Source organism: Luteimonas terricola (assembly GCF_004352845.1).
Taxonomy (GTDB): domain Bacteria; phylum Pseudomonadota; class Gammaproteobacteria; order Xanthomonadales; family Xanthomonadaceae; genus Luteimonas; species Luteimonas terricola.
This window is the reverse complement of sequence record NZ_SJRX01000002.1, coordinates 1-24,406: the sequence shown is the minus strand read 5'-3', so window position 1 is coordinate 24,406 and position 24,406 is coordinate 1. Positions and strand designations below refer to the sequence as shown.

At 62.2% G+C, this 24,406-nt stretch carries 23 protein-coding genes; 15 read left to right on the top strand and 8 right to left on the bottom strand.

The window, feature by feature from the left end; translation table 11 throughout:
• Positions 1-29: 29 nt before the first annotated feature.
• From E2169_RS04820 to E2169_RS04770, 11 genes are all read left to right on the top strand, one after another.
• A complete protein-coding gene (locus E2169_RS04820; RefSeq protein ID WP_132985504.1) occupies positions 30-881 on the top strand; it encodes a glycosyltransferase family 2 protein in 852 nt (283 codons plus the stop codon).
• The gene (locus tag E2169_RS04815; RefSeq protein ID WP_132985503.1) at positions 874-2,799 is read left to right on the top strand and encodes a glycosyltransferase; all 1,926 of its coding nucleotides are present in this window, start codon (positions 874-876) and stop codon (positions 2,797-2,799) included. The genes E2169_RS04820 and E2169_RS04815 overlap by 8 nt, the downstream gene beginning before the upstream one ends.
• Before the next feature lie 150 nt (positions 2,800-2,949).
• Positions 2,950-3,720 carry a glucose-1-phosphate cytidylyltransferase gene (gene rfbF, locus E2169_RS04810; protein ID WP_132985502.1) on the top strand — a complete coding sequence of 257 codons (771 nt, stop codon included), beginning with the start codon at positions 2,950-2,952 and terminating at the stop codon, positions 3,718-3,720.
• Positions 3,702-4,802, top strand: coding sequence for a CDP-glucose 4,6-dehydratase (gene rfbG, locus E2169_RS04805; protein ID WP_229659091.1), 1,101 nt, complete (start codon positions 3,702-3,704; stop codon positions 4,800-4,802). The genes rfbF and rfbG overlap by 19 nt, the downstream gene beginning before the upstream one ends.
• Positions 4,799-5,350 carry a dTDP-4-dehydrorhamnose 3,5-epimerase family protein gene (locus E2169_RS04800; protein WP_229659092.1) on the top strand — a complete coding sequence of 184 codons (552 nt, stop codon included), beginning with the start codon at positions 4,799-4,801 and terminating at the stop codon, positions 5,348-5,350. Before rfbG ends, E2169_RS04800 begins: the two co-directional genes overlap by 4 nt.
• Positions 5,347-6,570: a class I SAM-dependent methyltransferase gene (locus tag E2169_RS04795; protein ID WP_132985500.1), complete on the top strand. Its 1,224-nt coding sequence runs from the start codon at positions 5,347-5,349 to the stop codon at positions 6,568-6,570. The genes E2169_RS04800 and E2169_RS04795 overlap by 4 nt, the downstream gene beginning before the upstream one ends.
• Entirely contained in the window at positions 6,567-7,694 is a 1,128-nt protein-coding gene (locus E2169_RS04790; RefSeq protein ID WP_132985499.1) for a DegT/DnrJ/EryC1/StrS family aminotransferase, read from the top strand. The genes E2169_RS04795 and E2169_RS04790 overlap by 4 nt, the downstream gene beginning before the upstream one ends.
• Entirely contained in the window at positions 7,691-8,338 is a 648-nt protein-coding gene (locus E2169_RS04785; RefSeq protein ID WP_132985498.1) for an acetyltransferase, read from the top strand. The genes E2169_RS04790 and E2169_RS04785 overlap by 4 nt, the downstream gene beginning before the upstream one ends.
• Positions 8,339-8,356: 18 nt before the next feature.
• On the top strand, positions 8,357-9,133 hold the full coding sequence (locus E2169_RS04780; protein ID WP_132985497.1) for a cephalosporin hydroxylase family protein: 777 nt from the start codon (positions 8,357-8,359) through the stop codon (positions 9,131-9,133).
• A gap of 8 nt (positions 9,134-9,141) precedes the next feature.
• Positions 9,142-10,656, top strand: a complete 1,515-nt coding sequence (locus tag E2169_RS04775) for a lipopolysaccharide biosynthesis protein (protein ID WP_132985496.1) — start codon at positions 9,142-9,144, stop codon at positions 10,654-10,656.
• The gene (locus E2169_RS04770; RefSeq protein WP_132985495.1) at positions 10,653-11,864 is read left to right on the top strand and encodes a glycosyltransferase family 2 protein; all 1,212 of its coding nucleotides are present in this window, start codon (positions 10,653-10,655) and stop codon (positions 11,862-11,864) included. Before E2169_RS04775 ends, E2169_RS04770 begins: the two co-directional genes overlap by 4 nt.
• Here E2169_RS04770 and E2169_RS04765 read toward each other — a convergent pair.
• From E2169_RS04765 to E2169_RS04730, 7 genes are all read right to left on the bottom strand, one after another.
• A complete protein-coding gene (locus E2169_RS04765) occupies positions 11,854-12,891 on the bottom strand; it encodes a glycosyltransferase family 4 protein (protein WP_207918360.1) in 1,038 nt (345 codons plus the stop codon). The genes E2169_RS04770 and E2169_RS04765 overlap by 11 nt on opposite strands.
• A 50-nt stretch (positions 12,892-12,941) precedes the next feature.
• Positions 12,942-13,451 (bottom strand): pilin, encoded by a 510-nt coding sequence (locus tag E2169_RS04760; RefSeq protein ID WP_308422575.1) that lies wholly within the window; start codon positions 13,449-13,451, stop codon positions 12,942-12,944.
• On the bottom strand, positions 13,430-15,220 hold the full coding sequence (locus E2169_RS04755) for a tetratricopeptide repeat protein (RefSeq protein WP_132985494.1): 1,791 nt from the start codon (positions 15,218-15,220) through the stop codon (positions 13,430-13,432). The genes E2169_RS04760 and E2169_RS04755 overlap by 22 nt, the downstream gene beginning before the upstream one ends.
• A 175-nt stretch (positions 15,221-15,395) precedes the next feature.
• A complete protein-coding gene (locus E2169_RS04750; RefSeq protein ID WP_132985493.1) occupies positions 15,396-15,836 on the bottom strand; it encodes a pilin in 441 nt (146 codons plus the stop codon).
• Positions 15,837-16,933: 1,097 nt separating this feature from the next.
• Entirely contained in the window at positions 16,934-17,353 is a 420-nt protein-coding gene (gene hepT / locus E2169_RS04740; RefSeq protein ID WP_132985491.1) for a type VII toxin-antitoxin system HepT family RNase toxin, read from the bottom strand.
• Positions 17,341-17,730, bottom strand: coding sequence for a type VII toxin-antitoxin system MntA family adenylyltransferase antitoxin (gene mntA, locus E2169_RS04735; RefSeq protein WP_132985490.1), 390 nt, complete (start codon positions 17,728-17,730; stop codon positions 17,341-17,343). The genes hepT and mntA overlap by 13 nt, the downstream gene beginning before the upstream one ends.
• 146 nt (positions 17,731-17,876) lie before the next feature.
• Positions 17,877-19,271, bottom strand: coding sequence for a sigma-54-dependent transcriptional regulator (locus E2169_RS04730; RefSeq protein WP_132985489.1), 1,395 nt, complete (start codon positions 19,269-19,271; stop codon positions 17,877-17,879).
• Positions 19,272-19,361: 90 nt separating this feature from the next.
• Here E2169_RS04730 and E2169_RS04725 point away from each other — a divergent pair, with 90 nt between their 5' ends.
• A complete protein-coding gene (locus E2169_RS04725) occupies positions 19,362-19,727 on the top strand; it encodes a hypothetical protein (protein ID WP_132985488.1) in 366 nt (121 codons plus the stop codon).
• A gap of 7 nt (positions 19,728-19,734) precedes the next feature.
• The gene (locus tag E2169_RS04720) at positions 19,735-20,289 is read left to right on the top strand and encodes a DUF6036 family nucleotidyltransferase (protein ID WP_207918359.1); all 555 of its coding nucleotides are present in this window, start codon (positions 19,735-19,737) and stop codon (positions 20,287-20,289) included.
• A 12-nt stretch (positions 20,290-20,301) separates the two neighbouring features.
• Here the strand turns inward: E2169_RS04720 and E2169_RS04715 are convergent, their stop codons facing one another.
• Positions 20,302-21,930 (bottom strand): sensor histidine kinase, encoded by a 1,629-nt coding sequence (locus E2169_RS04715; RefSeq protein ID WP_132985487.1) that lies wholly within the window; start codon positions 21,928-21,930, stop codon positions 20,302-20,304.
• A gap of 53 nt (positions 21,931-21,983) precedes the next feature.
• On the opposite strand from E2169_RS04715, the gene sucC reads away from it, so the two are divergent.
• Positions 21,984-23,150: an ADP-forming succinate--CoA ligase subunit beta gene (gene sucC / locus E2169_RS04710; protein ID WP_132985486.1), complete on the top strand. Its 1,167-nt coding sequence runs from the start codon at positions 21,984-21,986 to the stop codon at positions 23,148-23,150.
• Between the two features lie 24 nt (positions 23,151-23,174).
• The gene (gene sucD / locus E2169_RS04705; protein WP_132985485.1) at positions 23,175-24,053 is read left to right on the top strand and encodes a succinate--CoA ligase subunit alpha; all 879 of its coding nucleotides are present in this window, start codon (positions 23,175-23,177) and stop codon (positions 24,051-24,053) included.
• Positions 24,054-24,406: the final 353 nt, after the last annotated feature.

Genomic DNA, 24,406 nt, shown 5'->3' with positions numbered 1-24,406 from the left:
TCCGGCTACCCTTGGGCAAAGGGGATCTCATGCGAATTTCAGTCATCCTGCCCGCCAAGAACGAGGCCGACGGCCTTCGGCGCACCCTGCCTACGTTAAGGGCACTGCTGCCCGATGCCGAAGTGATCGTAGTGGATGATGGCTCAGGCGACGATACCGCTACGGTCGCTGCCGCGCATGGCGCGCGGGTGCTGTCATTGCCGTATTCGATGGGCAATGGCGCGGCGATCAAGCGCGGCGCGCGCGCGGCCTTTGGTGAGGTACTGGTGTTCATGGATGCCGATGGCCAGCATGATCCAGCCCATATCCCGACCCTGCTGGCCCGGCTTGAGCAGGGCTTCGACATGGTGGTGGGCGCACGGGATTGGTCCGGGCAAGCCGGCGTGAGTCGAGGTGCGGCAAACGCCTTCTACAACTGGTTGGCCAGCCGTATGACCGGGTTCGATGTGAAGGACCTGACGTCCGGCTTTCGCGTAGCCAGGTCAGACAAGTTCAAAGAATTCATTCACCTGTTGCCAAACGGCTTCAGCTACCCCACAACCAGCACAATGGCCTTCTTTCGAAGCGCGTACCCGGTGGCGTATGTGCCGATTCCGGTGGCCAAGCGCATTGGCATCAGCCACATCAGACCAATCCGGGATGGGATCCGCTTTTTGCTGATCATCTTCAAGATCGCTACGCTCTACTCGCCACTCAAGTTGTTCGCACCAAGCGCCGGGGCGTTCTTCCTGGTGGGGCTGGGCTACTACGTATACACGTACATTACCCAAGGTCGCTTCACGAACATGAGCATGCTTATGTTCAGCGCATCGGTGATTATTTTCCTCATTGGGTTGGTCTCTGAGCAGATCACAAGTCTGACGTACCGGCGCGATGCCTGAACCTGGCGAGTCCCGCCCGCGCATTCTTCTTCTTACGCGCAATTTGCCGCCGCTGCGAGGCGGGATGGAACGACTAAACCAGCGCGTAGCGACGGCGCTTGCCAAGCGCGCGGAGTTGCTAGTCGTGGGTCCAATGGGATGTGGGGACAGCTTGCCGACAGGCGTCCAAGTGCATGAAATCCCGGTCGCGCCACTGTGGCGGTTCCTGGTCCGCTCGATGCTGCTTGCACATCGGCTCACGGCAAACCCTTTCGACCTGGTGGTGGCCGGCAGCGGACTGATGGCGCCGGCGGCAGTGTATGCGGCGTGGCGGGCACGGGCCAAGTCTGCCGCCTACATCCATGGCCTCGATATCGTGGCGACGCACCTGGTCTACCGCATGATGTGGCTGCCGATGTTGCGACGACTCGACGGCGCACTGGCAAACAGCGCCAATACCGCCGATCTCGCCGCGCGGGCAGGTGTGGCAGGAGGCAACGTGGCGGTCGTGCATCCCGGGACATCCTTGCCGCAAGGCGTCGCCATCGACTCCAAGGGCTTTCGTACGCGCTTTGGCTTGGGTGATGGCCCTCTTTTGCTCAGCGTTGGCCGTCTGACGGAGCGGAAGGGCTTGGCCGCCTTGGTCGAGCAGGCGCTTCCCGCGATCGTGGCGCGATATCCCGGAGCGCGCCTGGTGCTCGTCGGCGATGATGCGCCGGACGCCCTCCGACGAAGTAGCGAGGATCCCGTGGACGCATTGGCGCGTGCGGCAGCCGGGCAGGGGCTGTCCCACCACGTCACACGCTTGGGGCCGTGCGGCGAAGCAACCCTGGCAGAGGCCTATGCGGCGGCCGACGTGCATGTTTTTCCTGTGCGACAGGTGCCCGGGGATGTCGAGGGGTTCGGAATGGTCGCGATCGAGGCGGCGGCGCATGGCGTCCCCACCGTCGCGTTCGCGGTCGGCGGCGTACCGGATGCGGTCAGGGATGGTGTCAGCGGCAACCTGCTGGCACCGAACGATTACGCAGGGTTTGCGCGGCGGGTGTGCGACATCCTCCACGACGGCCCCGACGCGCCTCTGCGCGCGTCAGCACGCGTTTTTGCGCGAGGGTTCGCTTGGGAACAGTTCGAAACGCGGTTGCACGATCATGTGGATGCAATCTTGCGCGGCGATCGGCTTACGGAAGATGGCCACCGCGGCCACGCAGTACTAGACTTGCAGAGCCGCAACGCCAAGGCACGAAAGATCGAAGCGTTGCTGGAACTGGGTGCGCGCGAGCGACCGCTCCGGCTGCTGGAGGTCGGTTGCGGCTCGGGTGGGATCGCGCACTACTTCGGCACTCATCCGACAATCGCGTTCGACGTCGAAGCAGTGGATGTCGAGGATGCACGCCAGGTCCACGGCGGTTACCAGTTCACGCGCGTCGAAGATACCGGACTGCCCTTCGCAGATGCTGCATTCGATGCTGTCATCAGCAATCACGTTATCGAGCACGTGGGTGACATGGGTGCCCAGAAGAGCCACCTCGAGGAATTGCGGCGCGTTCTCGCGCCTTCGGGGCGCATCTACCTGGCGGTGCCTAACCGTTGGATGTTGGTCGAGCCACACTATGGGCTGGCATTCCTAAGCTGGCTGCCACCACACTGGCGGACGCCGTACCTGCGTTGGCGTAGGCGAGGTACCGAATATGATTGTCGGCCGCTGACCGTGCCGGAGCTGGAGGCTCTGCTCGATACCGTTGGTTTTGAGCACGCACAGTTGCACGGCGGAGCGCTGCGCCTGACTTACGAGTTGGAACGTCCACGGGCGCTTGCTTACCGCGCTTTCCTCCGGCATGTTCCAGATTGGGCTTTCGGTTTGCTGCGGCGAGTGTTCCCAACGCTGATCTATGTACTGCGCCTCAAGGACCCCGACGCGCGCGACGTGTCCGCCGCGTAGGCAACGATGATTACCACCAGCGCATGGGCGCGGCAAGTAGCCGAGCTTTGGCACAGACGCCATTTGAGAGGCCGGATATCCAAGCTGCTGGCACCACTGCCAAACCATCCTTCCCTGCCGCACCATCTTCCCACCTGATACCTTGCGCCCATGAAAGCAGTCATCCTCGCCGGTGGTCTCGGTACTCGCCTGAGCGAGGAAACCGTTGTGCGCCCAAAGCCGATGGTCGAGATCGGCGGAAAGCCGATTCTCTGGCACATCCTCAAGCACTATTCCCGCCACGGGATCGACGAATTCGTGATCTGCTTGGGCTACAAGGGCTATCTGGTCAAGGAGTACTTCGCCAACTACTTCCTGCACACATCAGACGTCACCCTGGATATGCGCGACAACACCATGGCAGTGCACCACAAGCACGCTGAGCCCTGGCGGATCACGCTGGTCGATACGGGCGACGACACCCAGACCGGAGGCCGCCTGTTGCGTGTCGCGGAGTACCTGGACGATGACACTTTCTGTTTCACCTATGGGGATGGCCTGTCGGATATCGACATCACTGCCGAACTCGGCTTCCACCGCTCACGTGGCACGCTGGCGACGGTGGGTGCCGTGCAGCCACCCGGCCGCTTCGGTGCGTTGGACATCCACGACAGCCGCATCACACAGTTCACCGAGAAGCCTCAGGGGGATGGCACTTGGATCAATGGTGGTTTCTTCGTCCTGGAGCCAGGCGTGTTCGAGTACATCGCCGGTGAAGGCACCGTCTGGGAACGCGAACCGCTGGAAAACCTTGCGCGAGACGGGCAACTGTCCGCCTACCTGCACCGAGGCTTCTGGCAACCCATGGATACGCTGCGCGATCGCACCCGTCTTGAAGAGCTCTGGCAGACCGGTGCAGCACCTTGGAAGACCTGGAATTGAAGCACCTGTTCGGCGGCGCCTACGCGGGCATGCGTGTGCTGGTCACCGGGCACACCGGTTTCAAGGGCTCATGGTTGTGCCTTTGGCTTCAGGCCATGGGTGCCAAAGTGGCGGGCATTGCGCTGTCGCCTGACACCGAACCGTCGCACTGGAATCTGCTTGCACTGAAAGGGATTGCGGACGAGCGCATCGATCTGCGTCACGCCGAGAAGCTCTACGAAGCGGTGCAGCACCACCGCCCGCAAGTCGTTTTCCATCTGGCAGCACAACCGCTGGTGCGACACAGCTACGTTGATCCGGTCGGCACCTTCTCCACCAATGTCATCGGCTTGGTGAGCCTGTATGAGGCTATCCGCAAGATCAGCGGCGTTCTGGCTGTCGTCAACGCCACCACGGACAAGGTGTATCTCGAGCAGGCGACAACTGGCGGCTACTCGGAAGAACACGCGCTCGGCGGGCATGATCCCTACAGCACGTCCAAGGCCTGCGCTGAGCTGGTCAGCGAAAGCTATCGCCGCAGCTTTTTCACCGGCACGGGCAAGGTGGTGCCACGCCTGGCCACCGCGCGGGCAGGCAACGTGATCGGCGGCGGTGACTGGGCAGCGGACCGACTGGTCCCCGACCTTGTCCGCGCCGCATCGCGCGGCACACCCTTGCAGGTGCGGAACCCGGATGCGATCCGCCCCTGGCAGCACGTGCTTGAGCCCCTCTCGGGCTACCTGCGCCTTGGCCAGGCGTTGTTGGCCGGCGAGCCGGCGGAGGGCCCTTGGAACTTCGGCCCCGCGCCCGGCGCAACGCTCCCGGTCCTTGCCCTGGTCGAGCGCTTGCGGGAACACTGGCCCGGAGTGTCGGTGCAGGTCCCGGGAGTGGAGCACCTCCATGAGGCAGCCGTACTGCAACTGGACAGCGGCAAGGCCGCGCTCGGACTCGGCTGGCGGCCGGTCTGGGATGCAGACATGACCATCACCCGCACGATGGGCTGGTACCGAAACTTCCATGTGCATGGCTTCGTCGACAGCCGCGACAACCTCGTCGACTATATCCGGCATGCCCGTTCCTCGGGACTGGAATGGGCGGCATGAAGCTGCACGCCACGCCACTTTCGGGACTTGTTGTGGTCGAAACAAAATCGGTCAACGACGACCGGGGCAGCTTCACGCGCGTATTCTGTGAAGCTTCGCTCCGTGAACTGCACCCATCCAAGGATATCCCGCAGGTGAATCTATCCGTGACGTACCAGCGCGGCACCGTACGCGGCATGCACTACCAACGCCCACCGGCCGCGGAAGCCAAGTTGATCCGCTGCCTGCGCGGACGCGTGTTCGACGTGGCGGTCGATCTGCGCGCCGGCTCCAAGACCTTCCTGCATTGGCACGCCGTTGAACTCGACGCTGACAAGCCCTTGCAGGTGTTCATCCCGGAAGGCTTCGCGCACGGCTTCCAGGCGTTGACCGACAACGTGCAGCTTCTGTACCTGCACACCGCGCCCTGGAGGCGCGAACACGAAGGTGGTCTGCGCCCTGATGACCCCGCACTCGCAATCGAGTGGCGGTTGGCGATCAGCCTGATCTCGGACAAGGACCGCACAGCCCCGTTGATCGACCATGAATTCGCGGGATTGCAGCCGTGAGATGCCGTCTGTGTTCCGCGCCGCTACGCGATGTTTTCCTTGATCTAGGAAGCGCACCGCCTTCCAACGCCTACCTGACGGCCGAGACACTCACTGCACCGGAGACCTGGTTCCCACTGAAGCTGTTCACCTGCAGAGCATGCTTCTTGGTGCAGGTCGACGAGGTGCAGTCGCACGAGGCCCTGTTCCCGGCGGATTACGCCTATTTTTCCTCATACTCAAGTTCGTGGCTCGAACACGCGCGGGGCTTTGTCGATGCCGCCACCAACAGACTCGGTCTCGGACACGAAAGCCTGGTACTGGAAGTTGCCTCAAACGATGGCTACCTCTTGCAGTACGTGGCAGACAAGGGCATTCCCTGCGTCGGAATCGAGCCGACCTCCGGGACTGCTGCCGTCTCACGTGGACGCGGTATCGAGACCATTGAGGCATTTTTCGGCCAAGCGCTGGCCAGGGAGCTTGCTGGCGAACGCGGTGGCGCCGAGCTGATCGTCGCCAATAACGTGCTTGCGCATGTGCCTGACCTCAATGACTTTATCGCCGGACTGGCGATCATGCTGGCGCAGCAGGGCTCGCTGTCGATCGAGTTTCCTCACCTGCAGCGCCTGATCGAGGAGCGCCAGTTCGATACCGTCTACCACGAACACTTTTCCTATTTCTCCCTGCACACGGTACTCAACGCGCTTGTCCAGCATGGCCTGCGTATCTGGGATGTAGAGCGCCTGACCACGCATGGCGGGTCGCTGCGTGTCTGGGCTGCCCACGACAGCAGCGCCTTCGAACAGCAGCCGTCGGTCGAGGCCATTCTCAACGTTGAACGTGCAGCCGGCATGCTCGCCATGGACTACTACCGTGGCTTCCAGGCCCAGGCGGACGAGGTCAAGAACGACCTGCTTGCGTTCCTGCTTGAAAAACGGCGCTTGGGCCGCAAAGTCGCCGGGTATGGCGCTGCGGCGAAAGGCAACACATTGCTCAATTATGCTGGTGTACGCCCCGACCTGCTCCCCTATGTCGTGGATGCGTCGCCGCACAAGCAGGGGCGCTTCCTGCCAGGCTCACGTATTCCTGTGGTGTCTGAAGCCCGCATCCGCGAAACCCAGCCAGACTACGTGGTGATCCTCCCCTGGAACCTCCGTGATGAAATTACCGCACAGCTAGCCTATATCCGGGAATGGAATGGCAAGTTTCTTACTGTGATTCCAAAGTTGCAAATGTCATGACTATTGAAAGCAACTCGTCCCGTATCTACTACACCAAGCCGTCCATCACGGAGCTGGAGATCCGGTATGCCAACGATGCCGTGACGAACGGCTGGGGGGAGCAATGCTACGACTACATTTACCGCTTTGAACGACAATTCGCCCAGTACCTCGGCGTGCGCCACGCAATTGCCACATCCAGCGCCACAGGTGCGTTGCACATGGGTTTGGCTGGATTGGGTATCGGCCCAGGGGATGAAGTCATCCTTGCCGACATCAACTGGATTGCTTCCGCAGCGCCCATTATCTACGTCGGCGCAACGCCTGTTCTAGTGGACATTTTGGCGGACACTTGGTGTCTTGACCCGGCTGCAGTGGAAGCGGCTATCACGCCACGTACCAAGGCCGTTCTTGCTGTGCATCTGTATGGCAATTTGTGCGACATGGATGCGCTTTCAGTCATCACACAAAAGCACGGCATCTACTTGATCGAAGATGCTGCCGAAGCGATTGGCTCAGCTTGGCACGGAAAACGTGCTGGATCCATGGGAATCTTTGGAGCCTTTTCCTTTCACGGCACCAAGACACTCACCACCGGTGAAGGCGGCATCTTTATCACTAATGACGATGCCCTTTACGAGCGCGCTCTGACCCTCTCTAACCACGGTCGCGCCCGCGATGAGGCACGTCAGTTCTGGCCCGAAAGTATCGGCTTTAAATACAAAATGTCCAATGTCCAAGCTGCCATCGGCTGCGCACAGTTGGAGCGGGTCGATGAACTTGTAGCCGGCAAGCGCCGTGTGTTCGAGGCCTATCGTGGGGCACTCGCCGGGTTGCCGGTGTCGATGAATCCAGAGCCACCAAATACAGTAAACGGCTATTGGATGCCGACAATTGTCGTTGACGAAGCTGTTCCTTTCGACCGCGAGACGCTGCTAGCAGCATTTAGCGCATGCAACATTGATGGGCGGGTGTTTTTTTGGCCGCTGTCCTCCCTCGAAATGTTCAGATCAGAACCCCAGAATTCAATTAGCTATTCGCTGTCGTCACGCGCCATCAACTTGCCCAGCTATCAAGATCTTGATAATGCCGACATGGAGAGGGTTTCAATCTGTGTCCACTCCGTGCTTGGAGACATTCCATGACTGCGCAACCCTTGGTCATATGGGGAGGCACGGGGCACGCAAGGGTGATCCGCGAGGCCTTGCGCAGAGAAAGCTGGCATGTTGTCGCAGTTTTTGACCAGCGCGAGATCGTTTCCCCTTTTGAGGACGTGCCGCTTTTCGTAGGAACTGACACCTTTTCCAGCTGGATGCATTCGCAGTCTGTCGAGGTAGTGGCAGCGTGCGTCGCGATTGGAGGCAACGACGGCAAGAGCCGGCTGGATACCGCAGATTTCCTCTTGTCACATGGATTGAACCTGCCGACCGTCATCCATAGAACCGGCTTCGTTGCGACAACAGCGACCATCGGCGACGGCTGTCACGTGCTGGCACAGGCAGCGGTCTGCGCGAACGCGCGACTGGGTCGCTCGGTCATCGTCAATACTGCGGCATCCGTCGACCATGATTGCGTGATTGGCGACGGGGTTCACATTGGGCCCGGTGCGCGGCTCGGAGGTGAAGTCTTGGTCGAGGAAAATGCGTTCATAGGTATTGGAGCCGTGGTGCTCCCCCGTGTTCGAATCGGGTCTGGTGCGATCATTGGCGCCGGGGCCATTGTCACTAGGGATGTGCCCGCATGTACAACTGTCATTGGTAATCCCGCACATCCCCCCATCAGAAAGTAGTTCCAACAGAAGCAGCCCATGGATCCAAAAGCCGAATTCAAGTGCTTCGTTAAAGCAAATATCGATGGACTTAGAGCTGACACTAGCCTCCGAAAGGATTCCATCGATTGGCTGCGCAGGACGCTCTTCCACCAATACTCTTACAACCACTCGTGGATGGACCGTCCGATCATCCAGTATCCACAAGACATGATCGCCATCCAGGAGTTGATCTGGCAGATTAAGCCAGATCTTGTGATAGAGACGGGTATCGCCCATGGTGGTTCATTGATCCTAAGCGCCTCAATCTTGGCGCTACTGGACTACCGCGACGCCGTCGATGACGGCAGGATGCTGGACCCCAAAGAGTCGCGCCGACGTGTGCTGGGCATCGACATCGACATCCGCGCCCATAACCGTGCCGCCATTGACGCACACCCCATGGCGCACCTTATCGATATGATTCAGGGCTCGTCGATTGCGCCCGAGATCGTGGCCGAAGTGCGCAAGCGCGCCGCAGGTTTCGAGCGCATCATGGTAATCCTGGACTCCAACCACACGCATGATCATGTGCTGGCGGAGCTTCGTGCCTATGCACCGCTGGTTAGTCACGGCAGCTACTGCGTGGTTTTCGACACGGTGATCGAGGATTTGCCCGCCGGTATTTATCCCGAGCGTCCTTGGGACGTGGGCAACAACCCCAAGACTGCCGTTCGTGAATTCCTTTCCGGCCGCGATGATTTCAAGGTGGATGAGGACATCGAGGCAAAGCTATTGATCACGGTAGCTCCCGGCGGCTATTTGCGCAGGCGCTGATTCGTCTCATGGCTGCACTGCGCATCAACATTCTGGCTAATTACGCCGGCCACATGTGGATCGCGGCAATTGGACTGGTGTTCCTGCCGCTGTACACACGCATCTTGGGCATGGAAGCCTTTGGTCTGGTCGGCCTGATGCTCAGCCTGCAAGCGGTCATGCAACTCTTCGACTTCGGTATTGGTGGCACTGTGAACCGCGAGTTGTCGCGTCGCGTGTATGACGCAGCACAGGCAGACAACTCGCGCGACTTGTTGCGCACGGCGGAAACCACCATTTGGCTGCTGGCGGCTCTGGCAGCGCTGTTAGTATGGATTGGCAGCGGGCCGATGGCCGAACATTGGCTCCACTTGCAAACCCTTGGCCGGGACCAAGCCGGCACGGCCATCGCGATAATGGGAGTGGCCATTGCGTTGCTTTGGCCGAGCACGTTCTACGCCAATTGCTTGTCGGGGCTGGAGCGGCAACCTGCGCTCAATTTGATAAATGCGGCATTCGCCACGCTTCGATACGCTGGCGTGGTGCCTGTGCTGATATGGGCTGCATCAACAATCGAGGCGTTCCTATGGTGGCACGCCATCGTGGGCCTTGTGCAGTCATTGGTCATGGCCGTAGCCGTATGGCGTGCTTTGCCTTCTGGCAAGCGCAACGCGCGCTGGTCAGCGCTGGAACTCTTGCGCAACCGGAGCTTTGCCGGCGGACTGTTCGCCATTGGCGTATTGTCGGTGGTGATAACCCAGATTGACCGCTTGGCGCTAGCCAGTCTTCGTCCGCTGGAGGAAGTGGGTTATTACACGCTGGCATTGAGCGTTGCCGCTGGCCTTGGGCGCATGGTGCAACCTATGTTCAACGCACTCTATCCCCGTTTCAGCCGGCTGGTATCACGCCATGACGAAAAGACTCTGCGTGAGCTATATCACCTCAGCAGCCAGTATCTTGCCGTAGTCATTGCTTCAATGACGTCTATATTGATCATATTTTCTTGGGATATTCTAGTGCTTTGGACGGGTGACGCCATGGTGGCCGATAGGGTGGCGCTGCCCATGGCGATTCTGGTCACGGGGACAGCACTGAACGGGCTGATGAACATTCCATACGCGCTTCAGCTAGCTAATGGCTGGACGCGCTTGGCGTTGGGTCTGAACGCTGTGTCACTGGTGCTGATCATTCCCCTTTGCTTTTGGGCCGTGCCGCGCCACGGCATGGTCGGCGCGTCGGTGCTTTGGCTGGTGCCTAACCTGATCTCGGTTGCCATGGGTGTTCCGCTGATGCATCGTCGCCTGCTGCGAGGCCAAGCCGTGCCATGGCTTCTGCGCGACAATCTGCCCCCGTTGCTGGCAGGCTTGGGTGTAGCACTCGCGCTGAGGGCGCTATTTCCAGTCCTGCCTCGCAGCCTGTCGGGGCTTGCTGTGCTCGCACTGGCGAGTGGCTTAACTTTGTTGGGTTGTGCCCTGACCGCACCTGCGGTACGCGCTGCGATGTGGCGGCGGATGTCCTCATACTTTGACGAACTGTTCCAATGACTTCACCCAAGATTACCGTCATCATCCCTACACGTGAGCGCGCCAGCGTGCTAGGCGCCGCGCTGCGAACCGTTACGGCTCAAACCTACGAAAACCTAGAAATCATCGTCAGCGACAACAATAGCGGTGATGGCACTGATGCAGTAGTGCAGCACGCTAATGACAGTCGTATTCGCTACCTAAACACTGGCAAGCGCTTGAGCATGTCGCACAACTGGGAGTTCGCACTAACCCATGTGCGGGAGGGCTGGGTCACCTTCATGGGCGATGACGATGGCCTCCTCCCTGGCGCAATACACCGGATGGCCGAGATCATCGTTGAGACGAAGGCGCAGGTGATTCGCACCGAATACTGTACCTACGACTGGCCGGGAATGCTTGGGCGCCCGTACGGCCAGCTCATCGTGCCGCTGACATCCGGGATGGAAAGTCGAAACAGCCGAAAATGGCTCAAGAAGGCCTTGGAGGGGCACGTCCGATACAGTCAGTTGCCGATGATCTACAACGGCGGATTTATCCATTTCTCGGTGTTGCAACACATCAGGGACGTGATGGGTGTGTTCTTCTCCTCGGTCAATCCAGACGTATACACGGCCGTGGCGATTGCCCGCCTGACCGACGATTTTCTTTTCGTCCGCGAGCCGCTGGCGATCAGCGGAACGTCCAAGTACAGCAACGGGCATTCGGCGTTTTCGGCCCGTGCTTCCCGCAACCCGCAGGCTTACAGGCAGTTCTTAAGCGAGGGCAATATACCCTCCCATGCGGATATGCCAACCTCCAAGGAAGGCAACATGCCAACGTCATTGCAAGCGTGCGTTTACGAGGCCTATCTGCAATCTGCTCGTTTGGGCGGCAGCGTGGACTCGATGAATCACGCTCGACAATTGGCTGTGGTGCTGGCGACTTCCGGGAAGCACCGCACTGCGATTGATGCTTGGGGCCAGGACTTTTCGCATTTGCACGGATTAGACTATTCCCGCGCGAATCGTTCGGCGGTACATCTGCGCCGAAAGCTGGAATCACGCTGGCTGGGGCAAAAATTGGTGCGAGTACTGCGCTCGGTCGTCACCGACAGACTTGCGCTACAGAACGTGTATGAGGCCAGCATCGCAGCCGGGGCGCTCAGAGCTGCACCGGGACGCATGGATAGCTTGCGGTTCTTAGGGAATGAATTGCGCGGTGCATGGCGGGCTCGTATTAACGCGTGAAGAGGGCGCGATAAAGGTCTACGTACGATTGGGTCATTGCTTCTTTGGTAAATAGATTCAAAGCTCGCTCCCGTGCTGCTTGGGCAAAGCTGGCGTAACGGGCGCTGTCCGCGGCCAAGCTCCGAATGGAGCCAACAAAGGCGCGCAGATCGTCTTGTGCGCACAGCAACCCTGTTTTTCCGTCTTCCACCAGATCGAGCAAGGACGAGCCGCGCGTTGCGATCACCGGCAGCCCACAAGCCATGGCTTCAACAACAACCAACCCAAAGCCTTCGTTGCGAGAAGGAAAAAGCAGCGCATCCGCATTCTGCATGGCCGAGACCACGGCGGCGTCGCCTTGCAAACGACCGATGTCGATCATGTTGGCTGGCATGTTCGTTTTGTCCGTTTCCGCCGGCGAGCCTCCTGTGTAACGAAGTACAAAGTTCTCGCCTAATTCGCGCAGAATAGGAGCGAGCAGGTCCACACCTTTGAGTGCCCTCCAGCTGCCGACAAACAGCAATTTGAAGGGTTCACCGGGTTGGTTCTGTCGTGCGCCAGGTCTGAAGGTTTTGGTATCCACGCCGTTATGGATCACCCGCATGAACACATCGACAAGAGATTTCTGGGCGCTGTCGGAAACGAACTGACTGACGGCGGTCACCTTGTCGGCCCGGCAGATTACGCGACGTTCGATGGGTGCAAACCACCAGCAGTGGTAAGCGGCGCGCAGTACACCCTTGTAAGCGTGTGCATCTGGGTGATGCACGGCGTGATGCAGCGTGGCCACAACCGGAAGATTCGATGGGATGAAGCGCGGATGCAGCCAGGTGTTGACGTGTACCAAGTTCGCCCAGGCGGGCGGCTCGGGTACAGAAACTGTCCATGGTGCGTACTCCGCACGCAACGGAAGCCAAGTGATGTCTGCCCGCAAACCACACTGTCTCAAACCGTCCACCAGACGTTCGGTGAACACGTCGGTGCCGGTTCCCGCTCTGATCGCAGGAAACCAGACCCCGGGACGCTCGCGTTCCAATGTTTCTTTCATACGTTGCGCAAGCGATAGATCAGGGTAGGTAACATGCGACGGGTCTGTAGTCAGCGGCAAGTGGACGGCAGGTAACGGGCATCGACGCCTCCACAGTCCCAGCGGAGGCTGCCCGAATGGTCGTAAACCTGAAGCGACAGCGTTTGTCCGCTGAGTTTTGCGCTGGCGGTAGAAGAGAATGCTACGGAGATGATTCCATCGCCGCCGCCAATGGTAACGGATGCCACATATTTACCATTAATGGATAAGGGCGATGCCATGCCCGCATTGTGATTATTAGCGGGATACTCCCCATGTTCGCCGTAGTGCGTGGTTATGGCGCTTTTGGCACCAGTTGCGAGGCTGATCGCTTCCGTGACGTGACTTCGGGCAACGTAATCTTGGTACGCTGGTAGCGCGAACGCTGCAAGGATGGCGATGATCGCGACTGTGATCATCAGCTCAATGAGGGTGAATCCACGTTCAGTCGATGTTCTCATAACCAGCCCCCGCAGAAGATACTGTTGACCAATCTCCATGCAATTTTCATGCCTATCTTTCAGTCCCAGAAAAGTGGACAAGCCGGAGCCGAAGTTTCTTGGCAATAGATCCCATGCTTGTCGGCGTGCTTGATAGCGGTTAACAGTTCGATTAGTTCTGGGGCCTCTGGCGAGGTCATTGCTAGAATTTTCGCCAGATTGACTTTGTATTGTAGGGTGTTTGGGTCGAGGTCAATTGACCTTCGTGTCGCAACTAGGGCAAGTTCAGCATCCCTAAGCACGAAATAAGCGAAGTTAGAATAGAGTGAGTTGAGCACCGCGGATCTTGGGTTCTTGTCAAGCGCCGTCAAAAAAGTATCCAAAAGCTCTTGGTCGTCAATGTCACATCGGTGCTGGATGCGGCAATCCAAGAGGCCATGAAGTGCGCTGATGTCCTGCACGCCAAGACTCCTTCGAGTGATCTTCTCTCGCAGTTGCTGCCACATTTCTGGCTTCGCTGTCTGACCAGTCCTTGCGTGCAGAATGATGAGCGCCTGGTCCGCGAGTGCGGATGAATGAGGCAACTGCGCCGAATGCTCGAACTCTTTGGCGGCCAGCGACAACAGCGGCGACGAGTGATTCTCGCCAGCCTGAATAGTCATCTGCTTTCCAAGGGCATAGCTTGCGCGAGGCGACTCCTGGTTCCGGGACGCAAGCGCGATAGCCAAGCGCAATGGGTCGCCCCAAACGTGTGCCTGGATTGCGCAAAGACATGCAAGGAGTGCAACTGGCGTCGCAGCCAGCGTTCGTCGGGAATCCATGTTCAAGCGCGCGCCCACGGCGGCGAGTACTTGTCCTGCTGCTATTAGTATCCCGAGCAATGCAAAGTAGTTTCTATGTTCGAATGCGAGTTCAAGGGGCACGACATTGCTGGTGAGAGCGTGCGCCCCGAAGAACCAAGCGACTCCGAGTGGAACAAGTGGCCAACGGTCTTTGGCAAGCCAGGCCAAAGCTGCGAGCAGGGCGAGAGCGATCGTGCTGATCAGGGTGGCGGGAGGATTCAGCCACCCACGAGAGACAGGAAAGCTGTCGTAATAGAAGACAAGGCTGTCCAGCCTTGGGTACAGTATTTGGCCGAGGTATGAGGCCAATACGTGGGGTTGCGTGAGGAGGCGCTCGTGCAGGGAAAAATGTCTTGCTGCATAGATCGACTCAGGGGAGTACTTGGGCAGGATGAGGAAGACGAACAGTGTGAGTCCGAAGGCGATACCGGCGGTGTAGATCGCAACAAGTAGGCGGGAAGGTCTGTTGTCTGCGGTTTTGAATCGCAGGATGAAGACTTCGAGCGCAAACGTGTAAAGCGGCACTAGCAGAGCCGATTCTTTGAACCCCAAGCCTAGCGCGACCGCCAAGGCGGATAGGACGAACCACGGCCAGGCTATTGCCCCCGCAGTCGTCTGTGCGGTCCGGCCACTGAGGTATGCCAGTAGCGCCAGGAGCACGCCCGTATGGGCGGCAACTTCCATCCGCTGCACGACGTACAGAACCGATGATACTTGCAGGGGGTGCACGACCCATGCCAAGGCAACCAGCATCGCCGCGTAGCAGCCCATGCGTTCGGCTGTGAGACGTCCTGGGGCCAAGGTAAATAGGCGCAGACATAGCAGCCACACTAGGACGCCGTTCGTTAAATGGAAGACCAGGCCGGTGAGTTTGAGGGGGAATGGGGCTAAGCCGGTGAATACATGGTTCAGTGCAAAGCTGAGCAAGGCCAGAGGGCGTCCCGTGTCGCTTGCAATGCCTAATGCCATCGCGCGATAGAGTTCGGCAGGCGCGAGTGAAGTCGCTTTCCAGTCGGGGTCGTCAACCAAGTTGGCGAAGTCGTCGAATATGAAACCGCCTCGCAGTCCCTGCCAATAGACCAAGGCGCCAACGAGGCATATCAGAGCGGGGGCGAGGAGACTCAATCGGCGCATTGGTGCGGACTTTTGAAAAGAAAGGGCCGCGATATGCGGCCCTTTCAGTGTGCTGGCGTGCTGACGGTGCTTAGCGGCAGGAGCTGGGCAGGTACTTGTCTTCGACGGTGGTGGTGGCCGTATTGCAGGCCCAGCGGATGCTGCCGCCTGCATCGGAGGGAGTCAGGGAGAACACGTCGCCGGCGATCTTGCTGCTGGCAGAACCTGCGCCTGCCATGGTTGCGGAGATCACGCCGTTGGCGCCGACCGCTACCTGACGTACGTAGCGGCCAGTGATGCTGCCTTCAGGGGACAGCCCAGCCTCGGCGTTGGTGGTCGGCCAAGCGCCACGGTCGGCGGCGTACTCAGCAACGGCCGTGCGGGCGCCGGACGACAGACTCATGGCCTCGGAAACCTGCGCCCGGGCCACGTAGTCCTGGTAAGCCGGCAGCGCGATGGCGGCCAGGATGGCGATGATCGCCACAACGATCATGAGCTCGATGAGCGTGAAACCTTGCATCTTCTTCTTCATTTGGGTAACTCCCCTAGAGGTTTGTAGGAAACTTCACGTGTGACAACGCCGGCATGGGTTCCGGAACCGTTGCTGCCGTGCGATATCGCACGTGCAGTGAAGTGTATGCAGAACCCGTGCCAGTTGTTGCCTTGCGGGGATGAATGAACAGATGTGCAACAGGATTCACGGTCCAGACTGTCACTGTCGGGAAGTAGGCGACGTATCGCGTCACTTTTTAACGCAGAAAGTGACGTTGCAGGTCAGTATTTTGGGATGTCTTGTGATGCTCGTCGCGCATCGCGTCTTTCCGTGCATGTGCGATGCGCGGTTCGAAGTGCGCAACTACGACTGGAGATGGGTCACATCCTGACGACGGCTGGCTTGGTTCGTCTGGCCCAGGCCATCCCGAACTGCGCCCTGGTGCAGGGCGTGGGCGACGCCAACCTCAACGTGTCCATCACTTGGCTCATCGTGCTCTCGTGAAAAAGTAGCACGTGAGCAGGAAGTCACTGGGTCATTCATGTCTTGCAGGTGCAGCCGACGCGAAGCCTGCGTCGGGAGGGCGGCTAATACAACACCCTTCGGGGGAATACGCCCGCCGGCTCTGTGCGGTTTCGAACCTCCCGACTTCCCGTCCGCCTGCGCGGCGGCCGGCCACTTCACGGAACGAGGAGGCAACGATGTCGAGTCAGCGAACGCATGATCCGGGCAGCCCGGACGATTTGCCGCCGGAAGAGGCAATGGCCGGCCCGCCCGGTGCTGGTACCGGTGGAGCGTTTCCCATGCAGGCCGCCGAACTGGCCCCCGGCACGCTGCCTGTGATCGGGCAGGCGATCCACGACCATGCGCAGGCCGCGCGCAGCATCCTCGGCCAGGTGGAGGCGCAGCGGACCGGGCAGGCACCCGGTGGGCGGGACGGGGTGGAGGATGTGCGGGCGGGCTACGCGGTCGGGCCACTGCGCCCTCGTGGGCTCGACCATCCCGCCCGAACAGGAGCAGCGGCTCGCCGAATGGCCCTCAGGCCGCCTTCTGCGCCAGCGGTTGGATGCGTTCGAGATCTTCCCGCAGGACATCGCGTGCGCATTGGGTATCGAACCGGGCCTGGCCCCGAATCGTTATGCGGGGTCGAAGCGTGAGGCGACAGTCCGTGCGAACTGCTCGAAATCCACCAGACGCTCGGTAGCGATGGCAAACACGATGTGCCAGTCGATGGTGTCGTAGGCATGCACGGCGATGTTGCGGAAGCCGACCGCCTTCTTCATCCGCAGTGACAGATCGGTGTCGAGGATCCCGGCCTGGGCCAGCCGATCGAATGCCGCACCCATGGTCTCGGGTGGCGGCAGGGACAGGCCCGAGAGCAGGTGCGCGGCGAGGTCCACGCAGATCTGGACGGCGCGGCTGAGGTTGAGCACCAGCACGTCCTGGAGGTCGAGGTCGGCTTCCAGGGTCTCCACGTCGGGCGGGCGCCTGCTGGCGACGCGCGCCAGGCAGCGCTGGAGAGAGTCGAGCTTGCGTTCGACGATCAGCCGATCCATGCCTGTCTTCTCTCGCGCAGCATGCGTTCGACGTAGGGCTGGAAGTCTTCGGCATCGAACAGGTGGCGGCGGATGAGTTCGGCGTGGTCGGAGTCGCTGCCGAGGATGCGCCGGCCGTGCTTCAGGATCTGGGCCAGCAGCGGGCCGCTCGCGGTCTTCAGGTCGATCAGATCCACGGGCCGGCCGGTGGCTGAGGCGAATGCTTCGATGAGCGCGGTTTTTTCCCGGGCGTCCAGGGGATGGTCCGCTTCCACGGCGATGTCCAAGTCGCTGCCCGGATGTGCCCGGCCGGCTGCCACTGAGCCGAATACGAGCGCTTGGCGGATGTGCGGGTGCCTTTGGAGGACTTCGCGCAATCGGGGCGACGTCGTGGACATGGCGGCATGGTACACGCGGATGGCGGGCCGGGACCAATGATGCGGTATCGGCGGTGATGGCGGTTGCCGGCAGCGAAATCGCGGCTATAGCCGCTCCCACAAAAGCCGCTCCCACAGGGTTTCGTGCGCTCCCGCAGGCTTCGCGGTCAGTCGATCCCGAGCTTCTTGAGCTTGTAGCGCAGGGCCCGGAAGGTGATACCCAGCGCGGCGGCCGCCTTGGTCTTGTTGTAGCGGCTTTCCTGCAGCGCCTGCTGGATGGCGGCGCGTTCGATCTCTTCTATATAAGAAGGCAGGGCGCTTGACGCGGTCTCGCGCGGGTTCATCGCGGCCGGGGATTGCGAATGGGCGGTGCTGCCCGTCATCGGCGGCAGGCGGCCGGGCGAGTGGATGTTGTTGCCGCCCGGCAGGCGCAGGTCGGCGGCGGTGATGCTGTCGCTGTCCGCCAGCGCCATCGCGCGCTCAAGCACGTTTTCCAGCTCGCGCACGTTGCCCGGGAACGCGTACGCGGCCAGTGCCGCCAGCGCCTCGGGCCCCAGCTTCGGCGCGGTCCTGTGCATCGCCTGCGCCAGCCGCGCGAAGATCGCGTCGGACAGCAGCGGCAGGTCGCCGTCGCGGTCGCGCAGGGCGGGGACGTGCAGTTCGATCACGTTGATGCGGTAGTACAGGTCATGCCGGAAGCTGCCGGCATTCACCAGGGCGTTGAGGTCCTTGTGGGTGGCCGAGAGGATGCGCACGTCGACGTCGATCTCGGTGGAGGCGCCCACGGGGCGGATCTTCTTTTCCTGGATCGCGCGCAGCAGCTTGACCTGCATCGCCAGCGGCAGTTCGGCCACTTCGTCCAGGAACAGGGTGCCGCCGTCGGCGCTCTGGAACAGGCCGGGCTTGTCGGCGTGGGCGCCGGTGAAGCTGCCCTTTTTGTGGCCGAAGAACTCGCTCTCCATCAGTTCGGTGGGGATGGCGCCGCAGTTCACCGGCACGAAGGGGCCGTTGGCGCGGGCGCCCTGGACGTGGATGGTGCGTGCCACGAGCTCCTTGCCGGTGCCGGATTCGCCGCTGATGTGCACGGGGGCCTGGCTGCGGGACACCTTGGCGATGGTTTCGCGCAGGGCGACCATCGCCGGGGAGCCGCCGAGCAGTCGGCCGGCTTCTTCCGGCTGCGCCCCGCGGCGGGCGTTGAGCTCCAGCGCCTGGCGCACCAGGCCGCGCAGGACGTTGATGTCCACCGGCTTGTTGACGAAGTCGAAGGCGCCGGCTTTCAGTGCTTCCACCGCGGCCTCGACGTTGCCGTAGGCGGTGATCATCGCCACGGGGGTATCGGGGAAGCGGGTGGTGATGTCGCTGATCAGCTCAAGCCCGGAGCCGTCGGGCAGGCGCATGTCGGTCAGGCAGAGGTCGTAGTGGTTGCCGGCCAGCAGCTCGCGGGCGGCGGCCAGGTTGGCGGCGGTGTCGGTGCGCAGGCCCATGCGGCCGAGGGTCAGCACCAGCAGCTCGCGGATGTCGTGTTCGTCGTCGACGATGAGGGCGCTGCGAGCTTCGGTCATGGAGGAATCGATGGCTGGTGGTTCGAGGTGACCAATTTTGGCACTTTTTTACTTAGTGTGACGAGTGTCTAAAAGTACGATGCGATTGACTTGGGGTTCGACATGCTGAACCTTGGGTCCATGGGCACCTTGGCCGACCCCAATGCTGCGTCGCATGGCGACTTCCCGGCGGCCCTGGACCGGGAGTATGAAGCGCGCCTGTTGAGGCTTGCGGCCGCGCGGCCACGCGACTTCGAGGCTTGGTGCGCGGCCGGTCCGGGATTTTTCATGGCGGGGCTGGCGGTGATGCTGGCGAGCGTACGTGGTGAGGATCGACGCGGCCTGCTGGACCTGGCCGAGCGCCTGTATCCGGGGGCCTCCGAGCCTGAGGTGTTCACGCGCTGGCTCCGACTCAGCCCCCTGCGCCCTTCGCGTTTCCTGCCGCTGTTTGAAATGGAGGCCCGGCGTGCCGCCTGATGCGTCCGTGCGCCGCGAATTCCTCGGCGCGCTTGCTGAAATTGTTGGCCGCATCGCCGCGTCCCTGCACGGGGTGGCGCCGGTGGTCCTGCCGATCCACATGTATATCGCTGGCGGCGCTGCGCTGCACTTTTATACCGGTGAGCGCGTCTCCAATGATGTCGATGCGGCGTTCTCGCATCGCATCGCGCTGCCTGAGGACCTGGAAGTGGCCTGGCGGGACGCCGATGGTGCTTCCCGGCTGCTGTACTTCGACCGCAATTACAACGACACCCTCGCACTGCTGCACGAAGATGCCTATGACGATTCGCATCCACTGCCCTTGCCGGGCGTGGACAACGCGGTGCTCGACGTGCGCCTGCTGTCGCCCCTGGACTTGGCGGTCAGCAAGTTGAGCCGGTTCTCGGGCCAGGACCGGGAAGACATCCTGGCGCTGGCCAGGCATGCCCTGATCGATGCGGCGGGCCTGCGTGTACGTGCCGATGAGGCACTGGGCGGCTATGTGGGCGATCTTGCGCGGGTGCGCAACACCATTGATATCGCCTGCCGGATGATCGCCTGAGGGCGCGGGCCGTCAGGCGAGCATCACCGATCCGCCGCGCAGGGTGATGCGGAAGCAGGCGCCGCCGCCGGGCAGGGAGACGTATTCAAGGCGGGCGTCGTTGGCGCGGCAAAGCTCGTGGGCGATGTACAGGCCCAGGCCGGTGCCGTGCTCGGAGGTGGTGAAGAAGGGGCGGAACAGCTGGTGGCTGACGGCGTCGGGGATGCCGGGGCCGCGGTCGCTGATCTCGATCACCGGGTTGCGGTCGAGCAGGTCGGCGTTGATGGTGATCCGCGCCGGTTCGCCGGGCTGGTGGCCGTGGCGCACGGCGTTGTTGGTCAGCGAGGTCAACACCTGCTGCAGGTGCCGGGGGTCGATCATGGCCGGGACTTCGGGCCGCTGGCCGGCCTGGCGCAGGCTGGCGTTCTCTTCGGGGCAGGTCTGGCGGTAGTCGTCGATGAAGGCGCGCACCTGGCCCACCAGGTCGACGTTCTCGGGCTGGGCGCGCTCGCGGCGGGCCAGGCTCAGCACGCTTTCGACGATGGTGTTGGTGCGCATGCACTGCTGGTGGACGATCTGCAGCAGGCGGCGGTCGCTGTCGCCGATGTCGCGCGATTCTTCCAGCAGCTGGGTGGCGTAGCTGATCGCGGCCAGGGGGTTGCGGATCTCGTGCGCGAGGCTGGCGGAGAAGCGGCCCATGGCGGCCAGGGTGAGCGATTCGGCGCGGCGCGAGACAAGCGCCGTGTCGTCGAGGAAGATCAACGTGGTGTCGTCGGTGGCCAGCAGGCGGGTGAAGCGCGGGAGCACTTCGTTGCCGTCGTCGCCGATGTTGAGCGGGGTGTCGTCGGTCTGGCCGCTGCGCCGCCATTCGGCCACGCGCATGGCCAGCGCAGGCGACAGCTGGGGCAGGGTGCGCGCGGTCTCGCCGTGCGGGTCGCTGCCGGCCTGGCCCAGCAGGATGCGGGCGGCCTCGTTGGCCATGCGGATGCGGCCGGCGCCATCCACCATCAGCACGCCCACGCGCATGCGGCGGATGATCAGTTCGTTGACCTCGGCCAGGTTGGCGGCTTCGGCCCCGCGCTTGTGCGCGAGCGTGCGGCTTTCGCGCATGTCGCGGCCGAGGAAGTTGGTCAGGGTGGCCAGGGCCAGGTAGCTGACCGAGAACATCAGCACTTCGGCCAGCGGGCGTTCGCGCATGGGATTGCCGGCGATGGCCACCATCATGTACTGCGCGACCAGGGCGCCCGAAGCGAGCGCCGCTGCGGCCAGGCCCAGGTGCAGGGGCATCAGCAGGGCCGCGGCGCCGACGTTGAACAGCAGCATCATGGCGATGCCGGGGCCGGCGTGGGGCAGGGCGTGGGTGGCCAGGGTGGCGACGGCGATGTCGATCAGGACGCCGACCACGACCTGCGCCGGCAGCGGAATCGATGCGCGTCCGGAGAACACCAGCAGCACGGCGGAGGCCACCAGATAGGTGGCTGCCACCGCGGCGGCGAGGGCCGGGTCGCGCGACTCGCCGCCGAATACGCCCTGCAGCGGGCCGAATACGGCCAGCGCCAGCAGCGCGGCTTCGAGCGTGCGGTACAGGGCCAGCAGGTAAAGCTCGCGCCTCATGGCGCGATCGGGGGCGGCTATCGGCACGCGTGCGGGCTCCGGAGGCATCCGCGCACTATAATGGTTGGCGCTGTGTCCCACTTTCCCACGACGGACCCCACATGAACTTCCACGAGTACCAGGCAAAGCAGCTGTTTGCCGATTACGGCATTTCAGTCCCGGCCGGGCGCGTCGCCCGCACCCCCGAAGAGGCAGTCGATGCCGCCAAGGCCATCGGCGGCAATTTCTGGGTGGTGAAGGCCCAGATCCACGCCGGCGGCCGCGGCAAGGCAGGCGGCGTGAAGCTCTGCCGCTCGCTCGACGACGTGCGCGAGCACGCCAAGGGCATGCTCGGCCAGAAGATGGCCACCTACCAGACCGCCGGCGTCGAGCTGCCGATCGATTCGGTGCTGGTCACCCTGGCCACCGACATCGACAAGGAGCTGTACCTGTCGGTGCTGGTGGACCGTTCGACGCAGTCGATCACTTTCATTGCCTCCAGCGAAGGCGGCGTGGACATCGAGCAGGTGGCCGCCGAGACGCCGGAGAAGATCCAGTCGCTCAACGTCAACTTCATCCAGGGCCTGCAGCCCTACCAGTGCCGTGACATGGGCTTCGGCCTGGGCCTGACCGGCAAGCAGGTCAACCAGCTCGCGAAGATCATGATGGGCCTGTACAGGCTGTTCAACGAGAAGGACCTGGCGCTGGTCGAGCTGAACCCGCTGGCGATCCTCACCGACGGCAACCTGGCCGTGCTCGACGGCAAGGTCGACTCCGACGACAACGCCGGCTTCCGCCACCCGGAGCTGGTTGCGCTGCGCGACATCCGCCAGGAAGACGAGACCGAGGTCAAGGCCAGCCAGCACGACCTGAACTACGTGACCATGGACGGCAACATCGGTTGCATGGTCAACGGCGCGGGCCTGGCGATGGCGACGATGGACGTGATCCAGCTGGAAGGCGGCTCGCCGGCCAACTTCCTCGACGTCGGCGGCGGCGCCACCAAGGAGCGCGTGACCGAGGCGTTCAAGCTGATCCTGTCGAGCGACGACGTGAAGGCGATCTTCGTCAACATCTTCGGCGGCATCGTGCGCTGCGACATGATCGCCGAGGGCATCATCGCCGCGGTGAAGGAAGTCGACGTCAAGGTGCCGGTGATCGTGCGCCTCGAGGGCACGAACGTGGACGCGGGCAAGGAGATGCTGAAGAACTCCGGCCTGGCGATCACCCCCGCCGACGACATCAACGACGGCGCCCGCAAGGCCGTCGAAGCGGCCAAGGCCGCCTGACCCGAATCCAAGGATCGAATTGCAATGAGCGTTCTCGTCAACAAGAACACCAAGGTGATCGTGCAGGGCTTCACCGGCACGCAGGGCACCTTCCACGCCGAGCAGATGCTCGAGTACGGCACCAAGGTCGTGGGCGGCGTGACTCCCGGCAAGGGCGGCACCGAGCACCTGGGCCTGCCGGTCTTCAATACCGTGGCCGATGCGGTCGCCGACACCGGCGCCAATGCGTCGGTGATCTACGTGCCGCCACCGTTCGCGGCCGACGCGATCCTTGAAGCCGCCGATGCGGGTATCAAGGTGATCGTGTGCATCACCGAGGGCATCCCGGTGCTGGACATGCTGCGCGTCAAGAAGACCCTGGTCACCACCTATCCGGACACCGTGCTGGTGGGCCCGAACTGCCCCGGCATCATCACCCCGGGCGAGTGCAAGATCGGCATCATGCCGGGCCACATCCACCAGCCGGGCAAGATCGCGATCGTCTCGCGCTCGGGCACGCTGACGTATGAGGCGGTCAAGCAGACCACCGACGCGGGCCTGGGCCAGTCGACGGTGATCGGCATCGGCGGCGACCCGATCAACGGCCTGAACTTCATCGACTGCCTGAAGCTGTTCCAGGACGATGCGCAGACCGAGGGCATCATCATGGTCGGCGAGATCGGCGGTTCGGCCGAGGAAGAAGCGGCCGAGTTCATCGCCGAGTACGTGACCAAGCCGGTGGTCGGCTTCATCGCCGGTGCGTCCGCGCCGAAGGGCAAGCGCATGGGCCACGCCGGCGCGATCGCCTCGGGCGGCTCGGGCACGGCCGAGGGCAAGTTCGCCGCGATGGAGAAGGCCGGTGTCACCACGGTCCGCTCGCCGGGCGACCTGGGTGCGGCCATCGCCAAGCGCCTCGCGGGCTGATCGCCACGCTGGAGCGTTGAGGAAGGGCCGCCTCCGGGCGGCCTTTTCTTTGGTTCTTCTCCCAATTGAGGGAATGGGGCGCCATAGCTACAGCGCGGGCGCCGGGTGCCAAGGCCCTTGAGTGCTCATGTCCCCCGGCGCTGGCCTTGCGGCCATCGCCTCCTCCTTGACTTCGCTCTCAAGGGCCTTGGCACCCGGTGCGCAGCAGTACGCGGCGCCCCCAGGAGCAAAGCCGGTATCCCGCGAACCCGCAGCAACGCCGAGCCCCGTCGTGGCCGGAAGGCCTTCGCGGGGAAGTAAAGGAGGAGGCATCCGCCGCCAGGCGGATGCCGGGGGACATGAGCCGCGAAGGC

Coding starts and splice junctions, on each gene's coding strand:
- E2169_RS04790 (WP_132985499.1), top strand. CDS start 6,567: ATGACTATTGAAAGCAACTCGTCCCGTATCTACTACACCAAGCCGTCC.
- mntA (WP_132985490.1), bottom strand. CDS start 17,730: ATGTCCACGACGTCGCCCCGATTGCGCGAAGTCCTCCAAAGGCACCCG.
- E2169_RS04815 (WP_132985503.1), top strand. CDS start 874: ATGCCTGAACCTGGCGAGTCCCGCCCGCGCATTCTTCTTCTTACGCGC.
- E2169_RS04765 (WP_207918360.1), bottom strand. CDS start 12,891: ATGAAAGAAACATTGGAACGCGAGCGTCCCGGGGTCTGGTTTCCTGCG.
- E2169_RS04730 (WP_132985489.1), bottom strand. CDS start 19,271: ATGACCGAAGCTCGCAGCGCCCTCATCGTCGACGACGAACACGACATC.
- E2169_RS04780 (WP_132985497.1), top strand. CDS start 8,357: ATGGATCCAAAAGCCGAATTCAAGTGCTTCGTTAAAGCAAATATCGAT.
- E2169_RS04785 (WP_132985498.1), top strand. CDS start 7,691: ATGACTGCGCAACCCTTGGTCATATGGGGAGGCACGGGGCACGCAAGG.
- E2169_RS04775 (WP_132985496.1), top strand. CDS start 9,142: ATGGCTGCACTGCGCATCAACATTCTGGCTAATTACGCCGGCCACATG.
- E2169_RS04715 (WP_132985487.1), bottom strand. CDS start 21,930: ATGCCTCCGGAGCCCGCACGCGTGCCGATAGCCGCCCCCGATCGCGCC.
- E2169_RS04820 (WP_132985504.1), top strand. CDS start 30: ATGCGAATTTCAGTCATCCTGCCCGCCAAGAACGAGGCCGACGGCCTT.
- E2169_RS04800 (WP_229659092.1), top strand. CDS start 4,799: ATGAAGCTGCACGCCACGCCACTTTCGGGACTTGTTGTGGTCGAAACA.
- E2169_RS04750 (WP_132985493.1), bottom strand. CDS start 15,836: ATGAAGAAGAAGATGCAAGGTTTCACGCTCATCGAGCTCATGATCGTT.
- sucD (WP_132985485.1), top strand. CDS start 23,175: ATGAGCGTTCTCGTCAACAAGAACACCAAGGTGATCGTGCAGGGCTTC.
- sucC (WP_132985486.1), top strand. CDS start 21,984: ATGAACTTCCACGAGTACCAGGCAAAGCAGCTGTTTGCCGATTACGGC.
- rfbF (WP_132985502.1), top strand. CDS start 2,950: ATGAAAGCAGTCATCCTCGCCGGTGGTCTCGGTACTCGCCTGAGCGAG.
- E2169_RS04770 (WP_132985495.1), top strand. CDS start 10,653: ATGACTTCACCCAAGATTACCGTCATCATCCCTACACGTGAGCGCGCC.
- hepT (WP_132985491.1), bottom strand. CDS start 17,353: ATGGATCGGCTGATCGTCGAACGCAAGCTCGACTCTCTCCAGCGCTGC.